We start from the raw sequence: 22,262 nt of genomic DNA, 5'->3' as shown, positions 1-22,262 counted from the left end.
CCTTTTTTGATCGCCACTGGCTGGGCCCTCAGCGGTTCGCCGGGCGAGTGAGCGAATAGCTTCCATGTCGTGGCACGCCCAACTGCAGCTGGATTACCGCGTGGAGTCCGCCCGCACTGTGGCACGCCACACGCACGGCGGGCCTCTGCGGATTCTGCAAAGCCTCTATCCTGAGGGCGACGCCATTTGCCACAACGTGCTGGTGCACCCGCCCGGCGGCTTGGTGGGTGGCGACACGCTGGACATTGCAGTGCAAGTCCAAGCCGGAGCCCATGGTCTGATCACGACCCCCGGTGCCACCCGCTTCTACCGTTCCGAGGGTCTCACGGCATTGCAAAACACCCATCTGAAACTGGAGTCCGGGGCGCGGCTGGAGTGGCTGCCGCTGGAAGCCATTTGCTACAGCGCCTGCCTGGCCGAAAACCGCCTCACCATGGACCTGGCGGCTGGCGCCGAGATGATCGGGTGGGACGTCACTGCGCTGGGCCTGCCCCTTGCCAACCAGCCCTTTGTCCAAGGGCATTTTCGGCAGCACATCGCCGTACCCGGCGTCTGGCTGGAGCGCGGCACGGTTGACGCCCGTGATGCCCGTCTGCTGGATGGCCCCACCGGCCTGGCAGGGAATCGCTGCATGGCGTCCCTGTTTTTTGTTACCGGAACTCCGCTCACCCGCGAACGACGCCAACAGGCACTGGACAGTGTGCGGGAGGTTATGGCGCAGCATCCGCTGGCGCAGTCAGCCGGTGCCACAAGCCCCAACCTGAACGTCGTAGTGGTGCGGATTGTTGCACCCGTCGTAGAACCGGCCATGGACTTGCTGCGTGCGCTGCGTGCCACCTGGCGCGAGCAGATGTGGAACACGGCCCCGTCAAATCCCCGCATCTGGTCCATGTAGTGCTATTCTCGCCACCCTGATGGCAACGTTTGAAGATGACCTTTCGGCCTGTTCCGCCCTGGTGGTAGATGGCAACCCAACCTCCCGGTCCATTCTGGTTTCGCAACTGCGTGACTTCGGCGTGGGGACGGTGGTGCAGGCTGCGCGTGCGGCGGATGCACGCAGGCAACTGGAATTCCGGTCGTTTGACTTTGTTTTGTGCGAGCGGCATTTTGCCAACGAGGCCAGCTCCGGGCAAGACCTGCTGGATGACCTGCGCCGAAGCCAGCTTATGCCGTTCTCCACCGTTTTCATCATGATCACGGGCGAGGCTACCTATGCCAAGGTGGCCGAAGCAGCGGAGTCGGCACTGGACGGCTACTTGCTCAAGCCCCACAAGGCAACCCACCTTGCCGAACGGCTGCACCAGGCACGTATCCGCAAGGTGTCATTGCAGGAAATCTTTACTGCCATTGAAGCCGAAGACTTCGAGACGGCCGCCAAACTGTGCCTGGACCGCTTCGAATCCAGAGGCATGTTCTGGCTGTATGCCGCGCGGGTGGGTGCCGAGTTGCTATTGCGCACCGGCCGCTGTGCAGAGGCCCAAACGCTCTACCAGGCGGTAGTGGCTGCCAAGACTCTGCCGTGGGCCAAACTGGGTGTCGCACGCTCCCAGATTGGTGCAGGCCAGCTCAGCCAGGCCACCAGCATGCTGGAAAACCTCATCAGCGCCGACCCCACGTATGCAGACGCTTACGACGTGATGGGCCGGGCGCAGTTTGAGTTGGGCAAGTTTGACAAGGCACTGGAAACCTACAAAATGGCCGCCACGCTCACCCCTGCGTCCATTAGCCGCCTGCAAAACCTGGCGATGATGACCTACTACGCTGGCGACCACGTGGAAGCTGAAAAGCTGCTGGACCGCACCGCCCGCATGGGGCTGGAATCCAAAATGTTTGACTGCCAAAGCCTGGTGCTACTGGCGTTTACCCGCCTTGAAACCGGTGACCGCAAGGGTTTGCAGCGCTGCCATGATGACTTCAACCGCCTGATCGAGCGCCATCCGGACAATGCCCGCCAGAGGCGTCTGGCAGACATCGTCATTGCGTTGAACCTGATCCAGCAACACCAGTTCGCCCAGTCGGTTGATGCCGTGCGCGCCCTGGCCAAAACCGTCACCCAGGCCGAATTTGACTTTGAGTCCGCCAGCAACCTGCTGGCACTCATGGCGCAACTGGCCCACAAGGCCATACGACTGGATGACGCAGAGTCTGCAGTGGAAACCATTGGCCTGCGTTTTTGCAGTAACCGGTCACTCACCGAACTGCTGGCAGCCAGCGCCCTGATCCACCCGCCGTATGCCGATCGCATCCGCGCGTGCCAGGCAAAAGTACTGGAATACGCTGAAGTCGCCATGGCCTTGAGCATGTCGGGCGACCCGACGTCTGCCGTCAAAAACCTGGTACTTCACGGCAAGAGCACGTTTAACGCCCGGCTGATTGACAACGCGTACCAGGTTCTGCAAAAACATGCTGCCAAAATCAAGGACGCCAAGGCCCTTGGCGAAGCGGTTCAGGAGTTGCGCGCGCGCTACGGCGTGAACAATGCCAAGGCTTCTCTGGGCGAGCAAAAACGCCAGGCTGGAGGCCTTGTTTTGCGAACAGGTGCTGGCCCGGGTGCGGCAAACAGCACGGCAAACCGATCGGTGGCTCCGCCAAACCAAGTGGGCTAAATCGCCACCAGACTGCGGACCTGATTGGCTTCCATGTCCTTGCCATCGCCACGGGCCACTACCGCGCCACGCTCCATCACCACATACTGGTCTGCCAGCTCCTGGGCAAAGTCGTAGTACTGCTCGACCAGCACAATCGCCATGTCACCCCGGTCCGCCAGCATGCGGATTACGCGGCCAATATCCTTGATGATGCTGGGCTGAATGCCCTCTGTAGGTTCGTCCAGAATCAGCACGCGGGGCTTGGCGGCCAGCGCGCGGGCAATGGCCAACTGCTGCTGCTGCCCGCCTGACAGATCACCCCCGCGGCGACCCAGCATCTGCTTGAGCACGGGAAACAGCTCGTACAACTCGGGCGGAATGGGTGTGCTTGCGGGCTTGTATGCCAGTCCCATGCGCAGGTTTTCTTCCACCGTCAGGCGTCCAAAAATCTCACGACCCTGGGGTACAAAACCCATGCCGGCACGGGCACGCTGGTAGGGTGTGTCCCGCTGAATGGGTTTGCCGTCCAGCTCAATGGAGCCGGTCTTGATGGGAACCAGTCCCATGAGCGATTTCAGCAACGTGGTTTTACCCACACCGTTGCGACCCAGAACGACCGTGACCTTGCCCAATTGCGCCTCAATACTCACGTCGCGCAAGATGTGCGAGCCACCGTAGTACTGGTTGATGTTTTTGACGTTCAGCATGTTCATGTGGCTTTAGCGGCCCAAATAGACTTCAATGACGCGCTCATCGTTTTGCACCTGGTCCAGCGTGCCCTGCGCCAGCACCGAGCCATCGCACAGCACGGTGACGATGTCGCTGATGGCCCGAATGAAACCCATGTCGTGCTCCACCACCATGAGCGAGTGTTTCCCCTTCAGCGTCAAAAACAGCTCGGCCGTGCGCTCGGTTTCTTCATCGGTCATACCGGCCACGGGCTCGTCGAGCAGCAGCAGCTTGGGCTCCTGCATCAAGAGCATGCCAATCTCCAGCCACTGTTTCTGTCCATGGCTCAGGTTTCCCGCCAGCCGCCCCACACTGTCCGCCAGATGAATGGTGTGCAGCACGTCTGCAAGCCGGTCCCCCTGTGCAGAGTCCAGGCGGAAGAATAGGGAGGATTTCACGCCCTTGTTGGTGTGCAAAGCCAGCTCCAGATTTTCAAACACCGTCAGTTGCTCAAAGACCGTCGGTTTCTGGAATTTGCGGCCAATGCCCAGCTGCGCAATTTCGGGCTCGGTATAGCGCAGCAGGTCCATGGTGCTGCCAAAAAATACCGTGCCGGAGTTGGGCCGTGTCTTGCCGGTGATGATGTCCATCATCGTGGTCTTGCCTGCACCATTGGGGCCAATGATGCAGCGCAGTTCACCCGGTGCAATGTCCAGCGACAAACCGTTGATGGCCTTGAAGCCATCAAAGCTGACGTGCACGTCTTCCAGGTACAGAATGCGGCCATGGGTGACATCCACCTCGCCCTGCGCCATCACCCGTGAAAAACCGGCGCTGCGTCCACCCGACTCGGTTTGTCCGTCCCGCGCAGCCAGGGCTGCCATGCGGGCCTCGACGCGTCGGGCACCTTGCTCCAACAAATCCGGTGTCATTGTTTCGCCCCCTTGAGCTTCTTGACCAGGCCCACCACCCCATCGGGCAAATACAGCGTGATGCCAATGAACAACGCCCCCAGAAAGTACAACCAGAATTCCGGGTAGGTCACGGTCAACCAGCTCTTGGCGCCGTTGACGATGAAGGCGCCCACGATAGGACCGATGAGCGTGGCGCGGCCTCCCACGGCGGCCCAGATGGCAATCTCGATGGAGTTGGCAGGGCTCATTTCACTGGGGTTGATGATGCCCACCTGCGGTACATAGAGTGCACCCGCCACTCCGCACATCATGGCCGAGATGGTCCAGATGGTGAGCTTGAAACCAATGGGGTTGTAGCCCGAGAACATGACCCGTGTTTCGGCATCCCGCACGGCCTGGAGCACACGACCAAACTTACTGTTCACCAGCCAGCGCCCCAGCAAAAAGAAGCCCAGCAATGTGACTGATGTCAGCACAAACAGCGTCATCCGCATCTCTTGCGTGGCAATCGGAATATTGAGAAGCCGCTTGAAATCGGTAAAACCGTTGTTGCCGCCAAAACCGGTTTCATTGCGGAAGAACAGTAGCATCGCCGCAAACGTCATGGCCTGGGTGATGATGGAAAAATACACGCCTTTGATGCGCGAGCGAAAGGCAAAGTAGCCAAACACAAAGGCCACCAGTCCCGGTACCGCCACCACCAGAAACAGCGTGGCGATGAAGCTGTCGCTGAAGGTCCAGTGCCAGGGCAAAGTCTTCCAGTCCAGAAACACCATGAAGTCCGGCAGGTTGCTTTTGTAATTGCCGTCGGTGCCAATCTGGCGCATCAGGTACATACCCATGGCATAGCCACCCAACGCAAAGAATAGCCCGTGGCCCAGCGACAGAATGCCGGTGTAGCCCCAGATCAAATCCATCGCCAAAGCGCAGATGGCATAGCACATGATCTTGGCGATCAGGCCCACCGCAAAATCGCTCAGATGGAAAATACTGCTGGCAGGCACCCACAGGTTGAGCATGGGCACGCAGGCACACAGCAGAACCAGCGCGACCAGCCAGGCGCTCCAGCCGGTGCGGGTGAGCAGGGGCGCGGGTTGGGGTAAGTTGAGGGTGCTCATGCTTCTGCGCTCCGGCCCTTCATGGCGAATATGCCTTGCGGACGCTTCTGAATAAAGATGATGATGAAAACCAGCACGGCAATCTTGGCCAGCACGGCACCGGTCCAGCCCTCCAGAAACTTGTTCAACACGCCCAGGCCCAGCGCCGCATACACGGTGCCCGCCAACTGGCCGACACCGCCCAGCACCACCACCATGAACGAATCCACGATGTAGCCCTGTCCCAGGTCAGGCCCTACGTTACCGACCTGGCTGAGAGCACAGCCGGCCAGTCCGGCAATGCCGGACCCCAATGCAAAGGCGTAGGTATCAATGCGGGCGGTATTCACGCCCATGCACGCCGCAATGGGGCGGTTTTGTGTGACGCCGCGCACAAACAAACCCAGCCGGGTTTTCTCAATCAAGAACCAGACACCAAACAACACTGCAAACGCAAAGCCCACAATGACCAGCCGGTTGTAGGGCAGAGACAGATTGCCCATAACCTGCACCCCGCCGCTCATCCAGCTGGGGTTTTCTACCCCCACGTTTTGCGCGCCAAACAAGGTGCGCACGAACTGCATCAACACCAGGCTGATGCCCCAGGTCGCCAATAGCGTTTCCAGCGGACGACCGTACAGAAAGCGGATCACGCTGCGCTCCAGCGCGGCACCCACCAGTGCAGACGCCGCGAAGGCTACCGGCACGGACGCCAGCAGGTACCAATCAAACGCGCCTGGAAGATATTTCTGAAACACGCCCTGCACCACATAGGTGGCGTAGGCACCAATCATCATCAGTTCGCCATGGGCCATATTGATCACGCCCATCAGCCCGTAGGTAATGGCCAGTCCCAGCGCCACTAATAGCAATATGCTTCCCAGACTGATGCCACTGAAAATGGCGCCCAGACGGTCGCCCCAGGCCAGACGTGACTCCACCTGACTCAGGCTGAGTTGCAGGGCACTCTTCACGCCTGGGTCGGCCTCGATCTTCAATCGCTCGATCAGGAGAGTTTTGGTTGCGGCCTGCGTGCTTTGGGCCAACAGGGTGGCGGCATCCAGCCGTTTGGCTTTGTCCGCACTGCTGAGCATGGCGGCAGCGCGCAACAGTCCCAGCTGGTCCTTGATATCGGGAACGCTCTCCATTGCAAAGGCTTTGTCGAGCAAGGGCAGCTTGCTCTCATCGACCTCACCCTGCAGGGTTTTGACGGCGTCGCGTCTCACCATCGCGTCAGCGGACAGCAACTTGAGTGACGCCAGCGCGGTATCAATCTCACCGCGCATGCGGTTGTTGTTCATCACGTCCTCAGCGGTTTCGGGCAAGGTGGCCTCGGTGCCGGTGACCGGATCGATGGCCTTGTCTTCTTTCACAATCACAGGCTTGCCTGCCACCACTTTCACCGCTTCATCAGACAGTGCCTGGATGAATTGGGCCGTCTTGTCGTCGGCACCGGCTATGGATGCACGCAGTGCTTCAATGCGGGCATCGCCATCGCCAATTGCAATGGCTTTTGCCTCGTCAGCCGTCAATGCGTAAGCGTGGGTAGCTATCAATAAAATAGCAAGCAACAACCGCTGGTGTATTCGTTTTGGCATGCGCCAGTTTCCTCAAGTGATTGAAACAAGCCGCCACCGCTGTTGAAGCGATGGCGGCTGTCACTCCCCGCTTTTTGCCTTATTTCGCGACCGGCTCGTCAGGCTTCTTGTCGTTGCCTTCGATGTAAGGGGACCATGGCTTGGCCTTCACAGGGCCCGGCGTCTTCCACACCACGTTGAACTGGCCATCTGCCTTGATCTCACCAATAAACACCGACTTGTGCAAGTGGTGGTTCTTGTCATCCATCTTGCTCATGATGCCGCTGGGTGCCTTGAAGGTCTGGCCGGCCATGGCAGCGATGACCTTGTCCACATCGGTGGACTTGGCTTTCTCCACGGCCTGTTTCCACATGTTGATGCCGATGTAGGTGGCTTCCATCGGGTCATTGGTCATAGGCTTGTCCTTGTGACCGGCGATGCCCTTGGCCTTGGCGTAGTCAGACCACTTCTTGATGAACTCGGTATTGGTTGGGTTCTTGATCGACATGAAGTAGTTCCATGCAGCCAGGTGACCCACCAGCGGCTTGGTGTCCACGCCGCGCAGCTCCTCTTCACCCACAGAGAACGCCACCACGGGCACATCCTTGGCCTTCAGACCGGCATTGCCCAGTTCTTTGTAGAAAGGCACGTTGGAGTCACCATTGATGGTGGACACCACGGCGGTCTTGCCACCGGCGGAAAACTTCTTCACGTCCGCCACGATGGTTTGGTAATCGCTGTGGCCAAACGGGGTGTACTTTTCGTCAATGTCGGTGTCTTTCACGCCCTTGCTCTTGAGGTAGGCGCGCAGAATCTTGTTGGTGGTACGGGGGTAGACGTAGTCGGTTCCCAGCAATACCCAACGCTTGGCGCCGCCGCCTTCTTTGCTCATCAGGTAATCCACAGCCGGAATGGCCTGCTGGTTAGGCGCGGCACCGGTGTAGAACACATTTTTGCTCAGCTCTTCACCTTCGTACTGCACGGGGTAGAACAGCAGGCCGTTCATTTCTTCAACCACTGGCAATACCGACTTGCGCGACACGCTGGTCCAGCAACCGAAGATGACGGCGACCTTGTCTTGCGTCAGCAGCTGCTTGGTTTTCTCAGCGAACAGGGGCCAGTTGCTTGCTGGGTCCACCACCACGGGTTCGAGCTTCTTGCCCAGTACGCCGCCCTTGGCGTTGATTTCGTCAATGGCCATCAGCACGGTGTCTTTCAACACGGTTTCAGAGATGGCCATGGTGCCGGACAGGCTGTGCAAAATGCCCACCTTGATGGTGTCAGCGGCATATGCCGGTATTGCCGACAAGGTGGTCAGAGCGACGGCGGCAGTAAGCGCCTTGAGTGTGAATCGACGTGAATTAACGCGTTGCATGTGTGCTTCTCCGGTTGGTGAACAGTTCGTAAGTCGTGGTGCGCTGGCTGCCAAAACAGCTTTTGCGACACGATGAATGAACTGTAGGGAAGCCATGCCGCTGGGGAAATACGCCGAGTGGCGTACAAGGTCGGCCAGAGACGGCGGCTTGTCACGAGGGCCCCGTGGAACTACCATGCCAAGATGCCAACCGCCGGTTCCCACCGCAAACAGCCCGTACTGGGCAAGCTCATGCCCCCTCGGCTGGGCCGTGTGTTTGATCGCCAGCGCCTGTTCGCGCTGCTCGACACACGCTTCGAAGCGCCTGGCGTCTGGATTGCCGGTCCGCCCGGGGTCGGCAAGACGACACTGGTCGCCACCTACCTAGAAGCACGCGGCATCCAGACGCTGTGGCTTCAGATCGACGCAGGGGATGCGGACCCGGCAGCGTTTGTGCATTTTCTGAACCTCGCTCTGGCTGACGCAGTGCCCCGCCGACGCCTGCGGCTCGCCGCACCCACTGCAGACGACCTGCGGGACGTTGCGGGGTTCATCCGTCGCTGTTTGCGCTACCTCGCTGCCACGCTTGAAGTACCCTGGGTTCTGGTGCTGGACAACATGCAGGAGATCGCAACCGCATCCCAACTGCACGCCGGTCTGGCTGCCATGCTGGCCGAACTGCCCCCTGCAGCCCACCTGGCGTTTATCAGCCGGGACCTTCCGCCAGCCGCATTCACGCGTGCCCTGGCAGCGCAACAGCTCGGCTTGATAGACGCCCAAGACTTGCGCTTCACTCTTGACGAAACCCGGACGCTGGTGGCACTTCACGGGCATCCGATCCAGCCGGATGCATTGCAGGAAAGTACCGACGGCTGGGCAGCCGCGATGATTCTGATCATGGCCGCACGTGGCACGCCAACGCCAAGCGAGGCGATCAGCAACGGGCCGGCGCGCGGCCCCTTGTTTGCATTCTTTGCAGGTGAGGTGCTGGCCAGGATGCCGCCGGGTGACGCCGCCACGCTAGCCTGCATTGCGTTCCTGCCGAGTACGACGCCAGCCATGGCCGCGTCCATCAGCGGGGATTCCCGAGCCAGTCTGTTGCTGGCTGACCTGGCCGCGCGCAGCCTGTTCACCGACCGGCGATCCGGCGCGGAACCCGTCTACACCTTTCACGCCCTGTTCGGAGAGTTCCTGCGCGCGCACGCGGCGGCCTCACTAACGCCAGATGCATTGCAGGCCTTGCACCTTCGGGCAGCGCGGCTGCTAGCGGTACACGGACAGGTCGACGTGGCGATCACCCAGCTGATGGCCGCCAGTGCATGGGACGATGCCACGCTGCTGCTGGAGGAACACGCCGGTCACTTCGTGGCGCAAGGGCGCACGGCCTCGATACGGGACTGGATTCTCGCCCTGCCAACAACCCTGCAGCAACGGCCCGCCATGCACTACTGGCATGGCGTTTGTGAGCTCGCATCCAACCCGGGACTGGCGCTGAACGAGCTGGAGCGGGCCCGGCACGGGTTCGATGCAGTGGGAGATACGGCGGGCTTGTTCCAGACGGCCGCCGCAGCGGCCGATGCCATCGTCTTTCTCGGCGACCGGCTGGATGTGCTGGAGCCCTGGATCGTCATTCTGAGCGCGCATGCGCCGGCCTATCTGGCGCAACGCCTCGTTCAGCCCGACATGGACCTCGACCTGCGGGTCTTGCCCGGACTGCTGGCCGCTTACGTCAACCGGAGAACGGCAGACCCGCTCACCGCGCGACTGGCGGATGTGGCCGAAGCCCTGCTCGACCAGCCGCACGCCGCCAGCCAGCGCATCCTGCTGGGCTCGCTGGCGACCTATCTGATGTGGACCGGCCAGCTGGCGCGGCTCGATCGCATCATGGTCAAGATTGACCGCATGTGCACAGTGCAGCACACGGCTGCGGCGACCCGGCTGCGCTGGTACGGCGTGGGCGTGTTGATCCGTTCGCTGCGCGGTCTGGTCGACGAGGCCCTGGCAGATGCCCAGGCTGCGCTGGACGTGGCCGCCGGGCAACCCGCCATGATGGCCAAAGCGCACCTGTTAATGGTGCTGGCCGCACTGGCCGCACTGGACGCGGGACGGGCACGCACCCATCTCCAGGAGGCGGCAGCACTGATGGTTCCAGGCAGCCCGATCGACGCCACCACCTATGGCTTTCAGCGCGGCGTTCTGGCCCTGCTGGACGGCGACTGGCCAACCGCCCTGCGCGTCATGGAGGATGCGCTGACCAGCGGGCGCGCATCCGGTTGGCCCTTGCGTGAGCACATCGCATTGCTGGGCGTCGCTGTGGCCGCCACGCAGAATGGCCGTTTTGACCAGGCGAAGGTCATGCTGCAGGAGGCCGTAGCCCACCCGTTCCATGCAGTGTGCACCTGGCACCACTGGATTGAGGCGCTGGTGGAGGCCCACCTTGCCGATAGCCAGGGCGACCTGCCGCGCTGTCTCAACGCCCTGCACCGGGCCTTTGCGGTGTCCCGGGCGCACGGGTTCGACTACGGCCCTCTGCTGTACTGCTGTGGCAACACCATGTCCAGGCTGTGTGGACTGGCCATGGCCCACGGTGTCGACGCACCCCTCGCTCTGGCTATCGTGCGCCGGCATGCGCTGCCCGCGCCCGCCAACGCGGGCGAACAATGGCCCTGGCCCATCCGAATCCGCTGCCTTGGGCACTTTGCTATTGCGTGCGACGGGCAATCGCTGGCGCAGTCACGTAAGGAAAGCCGCAAACCGCTGGATTTGTTGAAACTCATGATCGCGCTGGGTGGTACTGCGGTTCGGGCCGATCGGCTGGCGGCATTGCTATGGCCCGAGATGATGGGCGACGCGGCGCAGAACTCCTTCGACAACGCGGTTCACCGCCTGCGCAAACTGATCGGTGAGCGCCATATCATTTTGCAGTTGGGCGCCTTGAGCCTGAACCCGGCCACCTGCTGGACCGACGTCGCAGAACTGGAAACCTGCTTGCGGCGAGTGGACACGCTCACAACGGCAGCGGAACCGGTTGATGTGGCGGGCATCGTTGACCATGCACTGGCGCTGTACCAAGGCGACTTCCTGGCGGGTGACGACAGTCACCCCGACGTGCTGGTGGCGCGCAACCGCCTGCGGGCCCTTTTCGTGCGCCAGATGGCCACCCTGGGCGCCCTGCTGGAGGCCCAGGGTCGACCTGAGCGCGCGGCGCTGGTGTACCGACGGGTAATCGAGCGCGAGCCACTTTCCGAGGACATGGTCCGCCGTCTCATGCTCTGCCTGCAAAAGCTGGGCCTGCGGGCCGAAGCCTATGAGGCCTACCGAATCTGCCGCCAGCAGTTGTCGGTGGTGTTGGGGATTCGGCCATCCGCCGAGTCCGAGGCACTCGCGGCGACACTCCGCGAAGCTTGAATCCGGCCGGTTGCGGCGCGGGTTTGCGAATCTCTAAGTCATTTCTAGGTGAGTGGCCCTTACCGTGGCATCACCGTTCAATGACTGGAGAACCCCATGTACGACCCCACTACTTCGCGACGCGCCTTTCTTCGCCACAGCACTACCCTCACAACGCTCACCGCGCTGTTCGCTCTGGGGGGCCAACGACTGGCCACTGCGCAGCCCATTGCCGGGTCACTGCGGATCCTTTGCAGCGGGCCAGCAGGCAGTATTCCCGACATCATTGCGCGCCGCTACGCTGAACAACTCGCAGGGCGATTTGCCGGCGGCGCGGTAGTAGACAACCGCGTCGGTGCCGCTGGCCAGATTGCCGTGGGAGCCTTGAAGCAGGCCAGCCCTGACGGCACCACAATCCTCCTCGCGCAGGGTGCCATCGCCACGGTCTATCCCTATCTCTATGCCAAGCTCGCCTATGACCCGGCGGTCGATCTGAAACCCGTGTCGATGGCAGTGGAAACCACGCTGGGGCTGGCGGTGGGCCCAGGCGTACCCGACAGCGTGGTCACTCTGCGCGACTTGGTTGACTGGACGCGGCGCAATCCGGCACGTGCCAATTGCGGCTCGCCTGGCATCGGCACCTTGCCGCACTTGCTGGGCGCAGTCTTCTTTCGCGAAGCGCAAGTCGAATCGCAACATGTCGCCTACCAGGGCGGCCCTCCCGCCATCGTGGACCTGATGGGGGGCCGCCTCTCCATGCTGATCCTGCCGGAAGGCCTGCTGCGCCAGCACCACGCCACGGGCAAGCTCCGGGTGCTGGCCACTTCAGGCGCAACACGCAGCGCGTATATGCCGGAAGTGGCCACCTTCGTCGAACAAGGGTTCCCCGACGTGGTGATGCGCGAATGGTTCGCCTTTTTCCTGCCCGGAGGCACTCCGGCGAACGTGGTGGAGACCACGTCCCAGTCCATTCGGCAGTCGGCAGCGCATGGGCCCCTGATCACCACGTTAGGCGAGGCCGGCATGGTCGCAGGCGCCAGTACACCCGCAGCGCTGGCGGACCGCATCGCCGTGGAGCAGCGTTACTGGCAGAAGGTCATGCGCACCACGGGCATTCGGGCTGAATGATGGCTACCAATCCAACTTCAATGCAGCCCCATCCCTGGGACGAGGCCGCACAGGGATGGAATCGGCATACCACGGCGATCCACGCCTGGCTGCAGGACGCCACCACCGAGATGCTGGACAGCGCGGGCATCGCCAGCGGAGCCCGTGTGCTCGACGTTGCCGCAGGCGCGGGCGACCAGACACTGGATATCGCGCACCGGGTGGGCGCGACCGGCGAGGTACTGGCAACCGACATCTCCGGTGCCATCCTGGCACTCGCGCAAGACAAGCTGCGCACAGCCGGTTTTTCGCAGGTGCGCACGCAAGTGGCTGATGCGCAAGCGCTCGGGCTGGCGGGCGCCCACTTCGATGCAGCGGTCTGCCGGCTGGGGCTGATGTTCTGCACGTCTCCGCTTCTGGCGTTACAGGAAATCCGTCAGGCGCTTCGGCCGCAGGGACGTTTCAGTGCGCTGGTGTTTTCCAGCCCCCAGGCGAACCCGTGCATCGCCATCCTGGCCCGAACAGCGCAGCGCCACGCAGGAGTGGCCGCTGGCGACCCGTTTGCACCGGGCACGCTAATGAGTCTGGGAAAGCCTGGCCTGCTGGCATTGCAGCTGGAAAAAGCCGGATTCGCGGACATCGACGTGCGACCCGTATCGGCCCCGTTTCGTCTACCGACGGGCAAGGACTACCTCGAATTTGTTCGCACCTCCGCGTCGCCCATCATCGAGATTCTGAAACCCCTTTCCACGAGCGCACAGGCCGCGGCATGGGAAGACATGGCGCACCAGCTGGAATCGTTCTCCACGGCCACGGGCTGGGAAGGACCCAATGAACTGCTGCTGTGTTCTGCGGCTGTGTCGGCCTAGATGAAGCCGCACCACACTTTTTTGTCAATTCCGATCCTCAATTTTCAGGAGTAATCATGATGAATACCAAACTGCATCTCTTTGCATCTGCCCTGGCGCTGGCATTATTCGCTGGCGATTCGCAGGCAAGTCTCGTTTTCTGCAATAACTACGTTGCCAGTAGTCCACCGCCCCATTACCAGTGCGTGCAGACCAATGTCGGGCCGGGCGCGCCCTTGGTTGTATCTCCAGACCAGGCCGGTTCAGGGCTCCGCATCGGCGAGAGTTTCAGCACGGGAAGTGGCCCCTTTGCCTCGGCGTCGAGCGCCTTTGCCAGCGCAAGCCCTGGGCTGCTGCGTGGCTTTGCGTCGGCTCAGATGCTGGGTGGAAGCATCCCCACGGCCTCTGCGGTAGCCAATTCGGATGCCTGGTTCGCCGCTGGGGGCGTGGTGACGGGAGCCAGCGGCGTCGCCACGGGCACGCCCGTCCTGCTTCGCTTCCTGATCGACGTCGCTGGCAGCTTTTCCGGCGGCGGCCTATTCACCGCCTTGAGCGAAGGCACGGTCGATCTGGTGGCCAATGGGCCCGGCGGGCTCCCTTTCATCCACACCAATGGGCACATTGACAAATACAACCCTGTGGGACAAGCTTTTGTCGACACTGCCGCATCGGTCGGCGACACCTTCGAAATGATCATGAAGCTGCACGTATCCGCCAATGCCACCAATGAAGGTGGGCCAGCCAACGCGATGTCGGTGGCCGATGTCAGCAATACCAGCCATCTCTTCGTGGATGTGCTCTCGGGCGATGCCAGTTTCGTGGGCACCGACGGACATCTGTATGCAAGCCAGGCGGTAGTACCCGAACCTTCAACGGTCCCCGAACCGCCGGTCTACTCGCTGCTGCTGTTGGGCCTTGTATTGACAGCTGCATTCGGGCGCCGCCGCGCTGAAGCTCAGCCCGCGACGACTTCGCTAATCTGAATGACCGGTGAGATGTCGGTGTAGTTTGGGATGTCTCCCATGATCTCTTTCGCATGCGGTCCGAATCCGCTCTGGAAGGCCTCTACCGATTCACAAAACAGGTGGCCCGCCGCGATGTGCACCGGTGGCTGGCCTGGCGCACCGCCGGCAATGCCCTTGTCAACGGTGTACGACTTCAAGCTGCCGCCCATTTTTTCCTTGACCATGGGCATGTGCTTGTCGCGGTAGTAATCGTGGTTGAAATGCGTTCCGGGGTTGTTCGGGTACATGACGCTGACCTTGATCATTTCTGTTCTCCTGCCTGGTTGAAGGGAGACTGATACTGCGCCAAATCCCAGCTTCGAGCAAGTAAGGGAAAACCAGAAAAATGAGCCTCACAGATTCAGCATTTCCTTGAATCGTTGCAGGACATCGAGGTCAATCGTACGCACTGCACTGCTGTCCTGAAACTCGTCGTACATCCAGTCGCCCTGCACTTGCGACACACCCGCAGGGTGCGGTGCCTGGTAAGGCGGTTTGCCGTTCAGTGCCACCCGCATGAAGTCGATCCAGATGGGCAAAGCCAGGGTCGCACCAAACTCGCGTCCGCCCAAAGACTGGGGCTCGTCATAACCCATCCACGCCACGGCGGTGGTGGACCCGCTGTAGCCCGCAAACCAGCCATCGAAAGCATCACTGCTGGTTCCGGTTTTGCCCGCTAGGTCCTGGCGCACCAGCTTTTGCGTCGCCGCTGCACCGGTGCCCGACACGGTTACTTCGTGCAGCATGCTGCTGGTGACAAACGCGTTGCGCGCATCCAGCACGCGATCACTCTCTTGCCCGGTCACCACCGGCTTGGCTTCAAACAGTACGCCGTCACGCGCGTCCACGACTTTCTGAACCAGATAGGGGTTGATCCTGAATCCGCCGTTGGCAAACACCGAATACGCACCCGCCATTTGCAGCGGAGTCACCGAGCCAGTGCCCAGCGACAGGGTGTAGTTGACGGGTTGTTTGGCTGCATCAAAACCGAAGCGCGGCAAAAAGTCGTGCGCATACTGCGGCGTAATGGCGCGCAACAGCCGCACGGCCGCCACGTTCTTGGACTGGGCCAGCGCGACACGCAAGGTAATGGCGCCATCGTAGACATCATCATCGTTCTGCGGCGTCCAGGGCTGGCCCCCGGTTTCCGCACCCGTCAGAGTCAGCGGTGCATCGTTGACCAGGGTAGCCGGTGAAAAACCTTTTTCCAGCGCGGCTGAATAAATAAAGGGCTTCATGGCCGATCCGGGTTGCCGCCAGGCCTGGGTTACGTGGTTGAACTGGCTGGCGTTGAAATCAAAGCCACCCACCAGGGCGCGGTAAGCACCGGTCTGGTTATTGAGCGCAACAAAGCCCGCACCCACATTGGGCAATTGGGCAATGCTCCAACGGCCTTTGCTGTCTTGCACCACGCGAATCACCGAACCGGGCTTGAGCTTGAGCGCAGCTGGCGCTTTGGGCGCCAACGCAGCAGCAGCCCATCGCAGGCCGTCACCGGCAAGCTCAATTTCATCGCCATTGGCAAGTAGGGCCCGAAGGCTTTTGGGCGCGGCAGTGATGGCGACCGCAGACAACAGCTTGTCGCTGGCCGGGTGCTTTTGCAGGGTGGCTTCAATCAGCTTTTGCCGCTCCACCGGGTTATGGGGCAGTGCCACGAAGGCCTCTGCACCCCTGTAGCCGTGGCGCTGGTCGTAGGCCAGCACATTGCGCCGCACGGCGTCATAAGCCGCTTCCTGCTCTGCCTGGACCAGTGTCGTTGTGACGCTGATACCGCGGGTGTAGGTCTCTTCCTTGAACTGGGCGTACATGGCTTGGCGCACCATTTCGGCAACATACTGGGCATGGCTGCTGAACGTTTGCCCCTCAGGTCGTACCTTGATGTCTTCCCGCAGCGCCTGTTTGAGTTGCGCATCGTTGATGTAGCCCAGCTCACGCATGCGCTTGAGCACCAGTTGCTGGCGCGCTGCCGCGCGCTTGGGGTTGGCTACCGGGTTGACCGTGCTGGGTGCCTGCGGCAAGCCTGCCAGCATGGCAGCCTGTGCAATCGTGAGGTCCTTCAGGGATTTTCCAAAGTACACACGGGCTGCGCTGCTGAAGCCATACGCGCGCTGCCCCAGATAAACCTGGTTCATGTAGAGCTCCAGAATCTGGTCTTTGGTCAAGGTTCGCTCTATTTTGTAAGCCAGCATCACTTCCGTGAGCTTGCGTGAAAACAGTTTTTCCTTCGTCAGGTAGAAATCGCGTGCCACCTGCATGGTGATGGTGGAGGCACCTTGCTTGAGTCCGCCCGTCAGATCGGCCAGCACGGCGCGCGCCACACCTTTGTAGTCAACGCCGCCGTGCGTGTAAAAACGGGAATCTTCAATGGCCAGCAGGGCCTGCTTCTGGATCAGCGGAATGTCCTTGATGGCGACAAAGTCGCGCCGCTCCTGGCCAAACTCGCCAATCAGCACGTTGTCGCTGGTGTACACGCGCAAGGGGATCTTGGGCCGGTAGTCCACCATGGCATCGAGCTCGGGCAAATCCAGAGGCGAGGCCGCCGACGCATAGGGCGTGGCAACTGCGCACAGCATCAACAGCACCCACTGAACAAAGAGCCGGGGCGTAAAAACGGAAATTGAAAGCATCAGGATGCGAACGGCCCAAAGCAGCCCCAAAGAGGCGCGACCTTGGGACGCCCAGCGTAAAAGTAGACCCCACCATTATCGCGACGGTGGCGCCTGCCACTGTAAAGACCCTGTGAAGTGCGTCGTGAAAATTGCAAACTTCTGTTACTGCGGAGTATCAATACGGAAATTTGCTATAAAATGAATAGCTGTATGCGCTTATTCCACGGGGGCTACAGGCCTAAATCACTAAAAATTATCCCTCAAACTGCGGATGCAATTGCCTGATGCGCGTCATGGCCAGACCGGCCGCGGCCGTGCGGGTTTCTACCCCCAGCTTGACGAAAATGCGCTCCAGGTGTTTCTTCACCGTCATGGGACTGGAGCCCAAGATGTCGCCAATATCCTTGTTGGTTTTGCCCTTGACCACCCAGTACAGAACCTCCGCCTCACGCGGGGTGAGTTTGAAGCTCAGGCTCATGGCCTCGATCACAGCGGTGTCGGACACCTCGCGCATCACGATCAGCCATTCGCCGTCTTCCGCGGTGGCATCGCTGTCGCCCGTCTGCTGGTGCAGACGAAACGTCAGGCGTGTGGCACCCCGCTCAATACTCAGGTTGTCAGGGCGCGCCGGCCCGCCTTGCTGTGCCAGCCGTTGCAAGCTGGTGTGCAACCAGGCCAGCACGGGCTCAGGCGTTTGCGGGGCGGCGGTGCCACAGTAGCGCTCCAGCAGCTCCCGCGCCAGCGGGGTTTGCCACATCAGGCTGCCATCACTGGCACGCACCGTGATGGTGGCGTAGCCAAAGGCATCCAGCGCGCTGCGGGTCTGGCGCCGCTCGCGCGCGCCCTTCAGGTGCACGCCCATGCGGGCCAGCACTTCCTTGGGCTTGATGGGCTTGGTGACATAGTCGACCCCGCCCGACTCCAGCGCGGCTACCAGGTATTCGGTCTCGGTCAGGCCGGTCATGAAAACAATGGGAATGTGCGCCGTCTGTGAAGCGGCTTTGAGGCGACGGGCCACTTCAAATCCATCCATGCCGGGCATCATGGCGTCCAGCAGAATGATGTCGGGCACGGCCTGGGCGGCGCGCTGCAGCGCGGCCTCACCCGAGGTGGCGACGAGCACGGTGTAGCCCGATTCGTCCAGCGCGTCGTGCAGCACGGACAGGTTGTCGGGCACATCGTCCACGATCAGCACCACGTCGCTGTTGGCACGGTCCAGCGTGCCATCCAGTGCAGCGCGATCCGGTTGGGTGGGGTCAGTGAGTGGGGGTTGCATCGAGCATCTTTTGCAGTTGGGCCAGCATGGTTTCAAAATGGTATTGGCGGGCCAGCGCCGCCATGGTGGCAATGAAGGCGCTGACTTCCGGTTGGGCAACTGCCAGTGCGTCCAGCTTGTTGGTGATGCCCCGGTAATAGCCCAGGCGCACCAGCTCTTGCAGAGCCACCAGGTCGGCGCGGGGCGGCAGTGCCTGCGGCGCCGAAGGGGGCTCGACCGGCCGTGCGGTCACGGGTAATGCGTCCAGCCACACCAGATCGAGCTTGCGCTCCAGCCAGTCCAGCAACTCCGAGTGGCGCACGGGTTTGACGATGAAGTCTTCCGGAGCAATGCCCGAGCGGTCGTCCAGGCCGTTGTCCAGTCCCCGGTCAAACGCATTGGCAGACACGATGGCCACCTGCGGCTGGTGGGCACCCAGTGCACGCAAACGGCGCAAAGTTTCCCAGCCATCAATGCCGGGCATGGCAAGATCGAGCAACACCACGTCGGGCTGCAGGCCAGCGGACAGCAGGTCCAGACAATCGTGGCCACTGGCGGCCACGCGCATCTCAAAACCCAGGGGCTGCAGCAGGCTGACCAGCAAGTCCCGGTCGGCCTCTTCGTTGTCCACCACCAGAACTTTTCTCCGCGCACCGGCATAGGCATGGCGCAGCCGGGGCACCGGCACAGCCGATGACCCGCCCGCAGGCTGGTGCAGTTCCGGCAGAAACAGCCGCACCTGAAACACCGAGCCCTGCCCCACCGCGCTGGTGGCCGTCAACTCGCCGCCCATCAGGTCGGTGAGCATTTTGGCAATCGTCAGGCCGAGGCCGGAGCCGGTGGTGTGACTGGTACCCAAGCCCCCTGCAGGCGCACTGGAGCCCCGCGTAAAGGGCTCAAAAATGCGGTCCAGTTCCAGCTGCGCCATACCGGGCCCGGTGTCGTAAATTTCCACATGCGCCATCTCGCGGGCATAACGCAAACACAAGCGCACACCCCCGGTCTGCGTGAACTTGATAGCGTTGCCCAGCAGGTTGATGAGGATCTGGCGCACACGCCGCTCGTCCGCCCGCACCCACTGGGGAATAGCGCCCTGCACCTCAAAATCAAAGCTCAAACCCTTGTCGGCCGCCTGCAGTTCAAACAGGCCCGCAATCTCGTGCATGCCATTAGCAAACTGCATGGGCTTGACATTGAGCGTGAGCTTGCCGCTCTCAATCTGGGCCAGATCCAGCGTGCCTTCAATCAGCGACAGCAAATGCTCACCCCCGCGCTTGATAACGCTCACGGCCTGCTTGCGGTGCGGGGGAATCGAGGCATCTTCGCCCATCAATTGCGCGTAACCCAGGATGCTGTTGAGCGGGGTGCGCAACTCGTGGCTGATGGCGCTGATGTAGCGGCTTTTGGCCTGGTTGGCCTGATCGGCCTGCAGCCGGGCGCGCTCAGCCACCTGTTTGGCGGCCTGCAGCGCCTCATCGGTCTGACGGTGGGATTCAATTTCTTCCATCAGCAAGTGGGTCTGCCGGTTGGATTCTTCCTGCGCGACCTGGCGGCTCTTGTGCGCCAGCACCAGCCACCACGCCACGATGCCAGACAGCAACAGCAACGCAGCAAACGCCTTGGTGAACCCTGAGCGCAATGCCGTCTGCAGCGCGGCCTGCGTTTCCGTCAACCCGGCCAGCGCCGTCAACTCCTGCCGGTAAAACATGCCAAATACCGTGGCCAGCAGAGGCACGATGATGAGCATCAGCAAAATGAAGTGGCCCAGCCCCGTATCCAGAAACGGCCACACGCGTTGGGGCAGCACCCAGCGCAAGGTGGCCGACCACTGGCTGGACAGGCTGGCGTGGGGTTTGCACACATCGCCACAACGCGCATCCAGCGTGCAGCACAGCGAGCAAATCGGGCCCTGGTAGGCGGGACAGTGGGCCATGTCGGGGCCCTCGTATTCACGCTCGCAAATGACGCAGTGGCCTACGTGGGGCGCCACACTGCTGCGCGCGATGTAGTAGCGACCCTTGGTGGCCCAGGCAATGACCGGTGCCGACACCAAGGCCGTCACCATGGCAACCACCGCCGAGAAAGCCTGTGCCATGGGGCCAAAAAGGCCCAGATACGCCGCAATCGACAACACCGACGCCAGTGCCATGGCACCGACACCCACCGGATTGATATCGTAAAGATGCGCACGCTTGAACTCAATACCCTTGGGCGACAAACCCAGCGGCTTGTTGATGACCAGATCGGCCACCACGGCCATGATCCAGGCAATGGCAATGTTGGAATAGAGCCCCAGCACCTCGCCCAGCGCCTGAAACACATTCATCTCCATCAGCATGAACGCAATCAGGCTGTTGAACACCACCCACACCACGCGCCCGGGGTGGCTGTGGGTGAGGCGCGAAAAAAAGTTGCTCCAGGCCAGTGACCCTGCGTAGGCATTGGTGACATTGATCTTGATCTGCGACACCACCACAAACAGCGCCGTCGCCACCACCGCCCAACCCAGCGTGGGAAACACATATTCATAAGCCGCCAGGTACATCTGATTGGGGTCTACCGCACGATCCGTGGGCACACTGTGCGTAATGGCCAGGTAGGCCAGAAACGCGCCGCCCAGCATTTTCACCACCCCCAGCAGCACCCAGCCCGGGCCCCCTACGAGCACGCCCAGCCACCAGCGACGGCGGTTGTGCGCGGTCTGGACCGGCATGAAGCGCAGGTAGTCGGCCTGCTCGCCCATTTGCGTGATGAGGGCAATGCCGACGGTGAGTGCAGCACCAAACAGGTGCAGATCAAACACGCCTCCCTCACCCCATTCACCTCCATAGTGCGCAATACCGGCAAAGGCCGTCGGATCGCGCACCAACACAAAGCCAAACGGCACAACCAGCATCACCAGCCACAGCGGCTGCGTCCAGAGCTGCAGGCGGCTGATGGTGGACACGCCATGGGTCACCAGGGGAATGACCACCAGCGCACAGATCAGATAGCCCCAGGTGGGCGGAATATCCAGCGCCAGCTCCAACGCATAGGCCATGACGGCGGCCTCCAGCGCAAAGAAGATGAAGGTGAACGACGCGTAGATCAGCGAGGTGAGCGTGGAGCCGATGTAGCCAAAACCGGCACCCCGGGTGAGCAGATCCATGTCCACCCCATAGCGGGCGGCGTACACGCTGATGGGCAGCCCGGCCAGAAAGATCACCAGCCCGGTGGACAGGATGGCCCAGAAGGCGTTCACAAACCCGTATTGCACCAGCAGCGTGGCGCCCACGGCTTCCAGAATCAAGAACGAAGCTGCGCCAAACGCAGTATTGGCCACCCGCCACTCCGACCACTTGCGAAAGCGCTGCGGCGTGAAGCGCAGGGCGTAGTCTTCCATGGTCTCACTGGCCACCCAATTGTTGTAGTCGCGCCGGATCTTGACCACCCGTTGCGGGGGCGTATCAGTGGGCGGTGATGGAATGGGTTCGGGCTGCACACCGGTATGGTGCAGATTCCATGCCACAAGGCACGGTGCTTGCTTAATCAGTGCCATGGAACTCACACCCCGCGAAAAAGACAAGCTGCTGCTCTTCACCGCCGCCCTGCTGGCCGAGCGGCGCAAGGCGCGCGGCCTCAAGCTCAATTACCCCGAAGCCATGGCTCTGATCAGCGCTGCCGTGATGGAAGGCGCACGCGACGGCAAGACCGTGGCACAGCTCATGAGCGAAGGCCGTGCTGTGCTGACCCGTGCCGATGTGATGGACGGCATTGCCGAAATGATTCCCGACATTCAGGTGGAAGCCACCTTTCCTGACGGCACCAAGCTCGTCACGGTACATCAACCGATTGTTTGAACCGCCCACGTAAC

16 protein-coding genes are annotated in these 22,262 nt (G+C 61.5%); 7 read left to right on the top strand and 9 right to left on the bottom strand.

The window, feature by feature from the left end; genetic code table 11:
* Window positions 1–64: 64 nt before the first annotated feature.
* Window positions 65–895: an urease accessory protein UreD gene (locus tag AC097W_RS17575; RefSeq protein ID WP_479603928.1), complete on the top strand. Its 831-nt coding sequence runs from the start codon at window positions 65–67 to the stop codon at window positions 893–895.
* Window positions 896–914: 19 nt separating this feature from the next.
* Window positions 915–2,606, top strand: a complete 1,692-nt coding sequence (locus AC097W_RS17570; protein ID WP_479603927.1) for a response regulator — start codon at window positions 915–917, stop codon at window positions 2,604–2,606.
* On the opposite strand, the gene urtE is transcribed toward AC097W_RS17570, so the two are convergent.
* The 5 genes from urtE to urtA form a co-directional block, all read right to left on the bottom strand.
* Window positions 2,603–3,295 (bottom strand): urea ABC transporter ATP-binding subunit UrtE, encoded by a 693-nt coding sequence (urtE, locus tag AC097W_RS17565; RefSeq protein ID WP_479603926.1) that lies wholly within the window; start codon window positions 3,293–3,295, stop codon window positions 2,603–2,605. The two genes, AC097W_RS17570 and urtE, sit on opposite strands and share 4 nt — an antisense overlap.
* Before the next feature lie 12 nt (window positions 3,296–3,307).
* Window positions 3,308–4,189, bottom strand: a complete 882-nt coding sequence (urtD, locus tag AC097W_RS17560) for an urea ABC transporter ATP-binding protein UrtD (protein ID WP_479603925.1) — start codon at window positions 4,187–4,189, stop codon at window positions 3,308–3,310.
* Window positions 4,186–5,289: an urea ABC transporter permease subunit UrtC gene (gene urtC / locus AC097W_RS17555; protein ID WP_479603924.1), complete on the bottom strand. Its 1,104-nt coding sequence runs from the start codon at window positions 5,287–5,289 to the stop codon at window positions 4,186–4,188. Before urtC ends, urtD begins: the two co-directional genes overlap by 4 nt.
* Window positions 5,286–6,866 carry an urea ABC transporter permease subunit UrtB gene (urtB, locus tag AC097W_RS17550; protein WP_479603923.1) on the bottom strand — a complete coding sequence of 527 codons (1,581 nt, stop codon included), beginning with the start codon at window positions 6,864–6,866 and terminating at the stop codon, window positions 5,286–5,288. The genes urtC and urtB overlap by 4 nt, the downstream gene beginning before the upstream one ends.
* 79 nt (window positions 6,867–6,945) lie before the next feature.
* Window positions 6,946–8,220: an urea ABC transporter substrate-binding protein gene (urtA, locus tag AC097W_RS17545; protein ID WP_479603922.1), complete on the bottom strand. Its 1,275-nt coding sequence runs from the start codon at window positions 8,218–8,220 to the stop codon at window positions 6,946–6,948.
* Between the two features lie 183 nt (window positions 8,221–8,403).
* On the opposite strand from urtA, the gene AC097W_RS17540 reads away from it, so the two are divergent.
* From AC097W_RS17540 to AC097W_RS17525, 4 genes are all read left to right on the top strand, one after another.
* Window positions 8,404–11,607, top strand: a complete 3,204-nt coding sequence (locus tag AC097W_RS17540; protein ID WP_479603921.1) for a BTAD domain-containing putative transcriptional regulator — start codon at window positions 8,404–8,406, stop codon at window positions 11,605–11,607.
* A 96-nt stretch (window positions 11,608–11,703) separates the two neighbouring features.
* Complete coding sequence (locus AC097W_RS17535) at window positions 11,704–12,714, top strand: tripartite tricarboxylate transporter substrate-binding protein (protein ID WP_479603920.1); 1,011 nt, start codon at window positions 11,704–11,706, stop codon at window positions 12,712–12,714.
* A gap of 20 nt (window positions 12,715–12,734) precedes the next feature.
* Window positions 12,735–13,562 (top strand): class I SAM-dependent methyltransferase, encoded by an 828-nt coding sequence (locus tag AC097W_RS17530; protein ID WP_479603919.1) that lies wholly within the window; start codon window positions 12,735–12,737, stop codon window positions 13,560–13,562.
* 56 nt (window positions 13,563–13,618) lie between these two features.
* Entirely contained in the window at window positions 13,619–14,524 is a 906-nt protein-coding gene (locus AC097W_RS17525; protein WP_479603918.1) for a hypothetical protein, read from the top strand.
* Here AC097W_RS17525 and AC097W_RS17520 read toward each other — a convergent pair.
* The 4 genes from AC097W_RS17520 to AC097W_RS17505 all read right to left on the bottom strand — a co-directional run bounded on the left by AC097W_RS17520 (window position 14,497) and on the right by AC097W_RS17505 (window position 21,947).
* Window positions 14,497–14,811, bottom strand: a complete 315-nt coding sequence (locus AC097W_RS17520; protein WP_479603917.1) for an EthD family reductase — start codon at window positions 14,809–14,811, stop codon at window positions 14,497–14,499. The genes AC097W_RS17525 and AC097W_RS17520 overlap by 28 nt on opposite strands.
* Window positions 14,812–14,898: 87 nt before the next feature.
* On the bottom strand, window positions 14,899–17,172 hold the full coding sequence (locus tag AC097W_RS17515; RefSeq protein WP_479603916.1) for a penicillin-binding protein 1A: 2,274 nt from the start codon (window positions 17,170–17,172) through the stop codon (window positions 14,899–14,901).
* A gap of 235 nt (window positions 17,173–17,407) precedes the next feature.
* Window positions 17,408–18,430, bottom strand: coding sequence for a response regulator (locus AC097W_RS17510; protein ID WP_479603915.1), 1,023 nt, complete (start codon window positions 18,428–18,430; stop codon window positions 17,408–17,410).
* The gene (locus tag AC097W_RS17505; protein ID WP_479603914.1) at window positions 18,411–21,947 is read right to left on the bottom strand and encodes a hybrid sensor histidine kinase/response regulator; all 3,537 of its coding nucleotides are present in this window, start codon (window positions 21,945–21,947) and stop codon (window positions 18,411–18,413) included. The genes AC097W_RS17510 and AC097W_RS17505 overlap by 20 nt, the downstream gene beginning before the upstream one ends.
* Between AC097W_RS17505 and AC097W_RS17500 the strand changes: the two genes are divergently transcribed.
* Window positions 21,946–22,248, top strand: a complete 303-nt coding sequence (locus AC097W_RS17500) for an urease subunit gamma (protein ID WP_479603913.1) — start codon at window positions 21,946–21,948, stop codon at window positions 22,246–22,248. The two genes, AC097W_RS17505 and AC097W_RS17500, sit on opposite strands and share 2 nt — an antisense overlap.
* Window positions 22,249–22,262 lie beyond the last annotated feature (14 nt).

This window comes from Rhodoferax sp. GT1R46, assembly GCF_056521285.1.
Note: the sequence above shows the minus strand (reverse complement) of the source record. Positions and strands in the feature narration are given on the sequence as shown.

Coding starts and splice junctions, on each gene's coding strand:
- AC097W_RS17575 (WP_479603928.1), top strand. CDS start 65: ATGTCGTGGCACGCCCAACTGCAGCTGGATTACCGCGTGGAGTCCGCC.
- AC097W_RS17570 (WP_479603927.1), top strand. CDS start 915: ATGGCAACGTTTGAAGATGACCTTTCGGCCTGTTCCGCCCTGGTGGTA.
- urtE (WP_479603926.1), bottom strand. CDS start 3,295: ATGCTGAACGTCAAAAACATCAACCAGTACTACGGTGGCTCGCACATC.
- urtD (WP_479603925.1), bottom strand. CDS start 4,189: ATGACACCGGATTTGTTGGAGCAAGGTGCCCGACGCGTCGAGGCCCGC.
- urtC (WP_479603924.1), bottom strand. CDS start 5,289: ATGAGCACCCTCAACTTACCCCAACCCGCGCCCCTGCTCACCCGCACC.
- urtB (WP_479603923.1), bottom strand. CDS start 6,866: ATGCCAAAACGAATACACCAGCGGTTGTTGCTTGCTATTTTATTGATA.
- urtA (WP_479603922.1), bottom strand. CDS start 8,220: ATGCAACGCGTTAATTCACGTCGATTCACACTCAAGGCGCTTACTGCC.
- AC097W_RS17540 (WP_479603921.1), top strand. CDS start 8,404: ATGCCAACCGCCGGTTCCCACCGCAAACAGCCCGTACTGGGCAAGCTC.
- AC097W_RS17535 (WP_479603920.1), top strand. CDS start 11,704: ATGTACGACCCCACTACTTCGCGACGCGCCTTTCTTCGCCACAGCACT.
- AC097W_RS17530 (WP_479603919.1), top strand. CDS start 12,735: ATGCAGCCCCATCCCTGGGACGAGGCCGCACAGGGATGGAATCGGCAT.
- AC097W_RS17525 (WP_479603918.1), top strand. CDS start 13,619: ATGATGAATACCAAACTGCATCTCTTTGCATCTGCCCTGGCGCTGGCA.
- AC097W_RS17520 (WP_479603917.1), bottom strand. CDS start 14,811: ATGATCAAGGTCAGCGTCATGTACCCGAACAACCCCGGAACGCATTTC.
- AC097W_RS17515 (WP_479603916.1), bottom strand. CDS start 17,172: ATGCTTTCAATTTCCGTTTTTACGCCCCGGCTCTTTGTTCAGTGGGTG.
- AC097W_RS17510 (WP_479603915.1), bottom strand. CDS start 18,430: ATGCAACCCCCACTCACTGACCCCACCCAACCGGATCGCGCTGCACTG.
- AC097W_RS17500 (WP_479603913.1), top strand. CDS start 21,946: ATGGAACTCACACCCCGCGAAAAAGACAAGCTGCTGCTCTTCACCGCC.
- AC097W_RS17505 (WP_479603914.1), bottom strand. CDS start 21,947: ATGGCACTGATTAAGCAAGCACCGTGCCTTGTGGCATGGAATCTGCAC.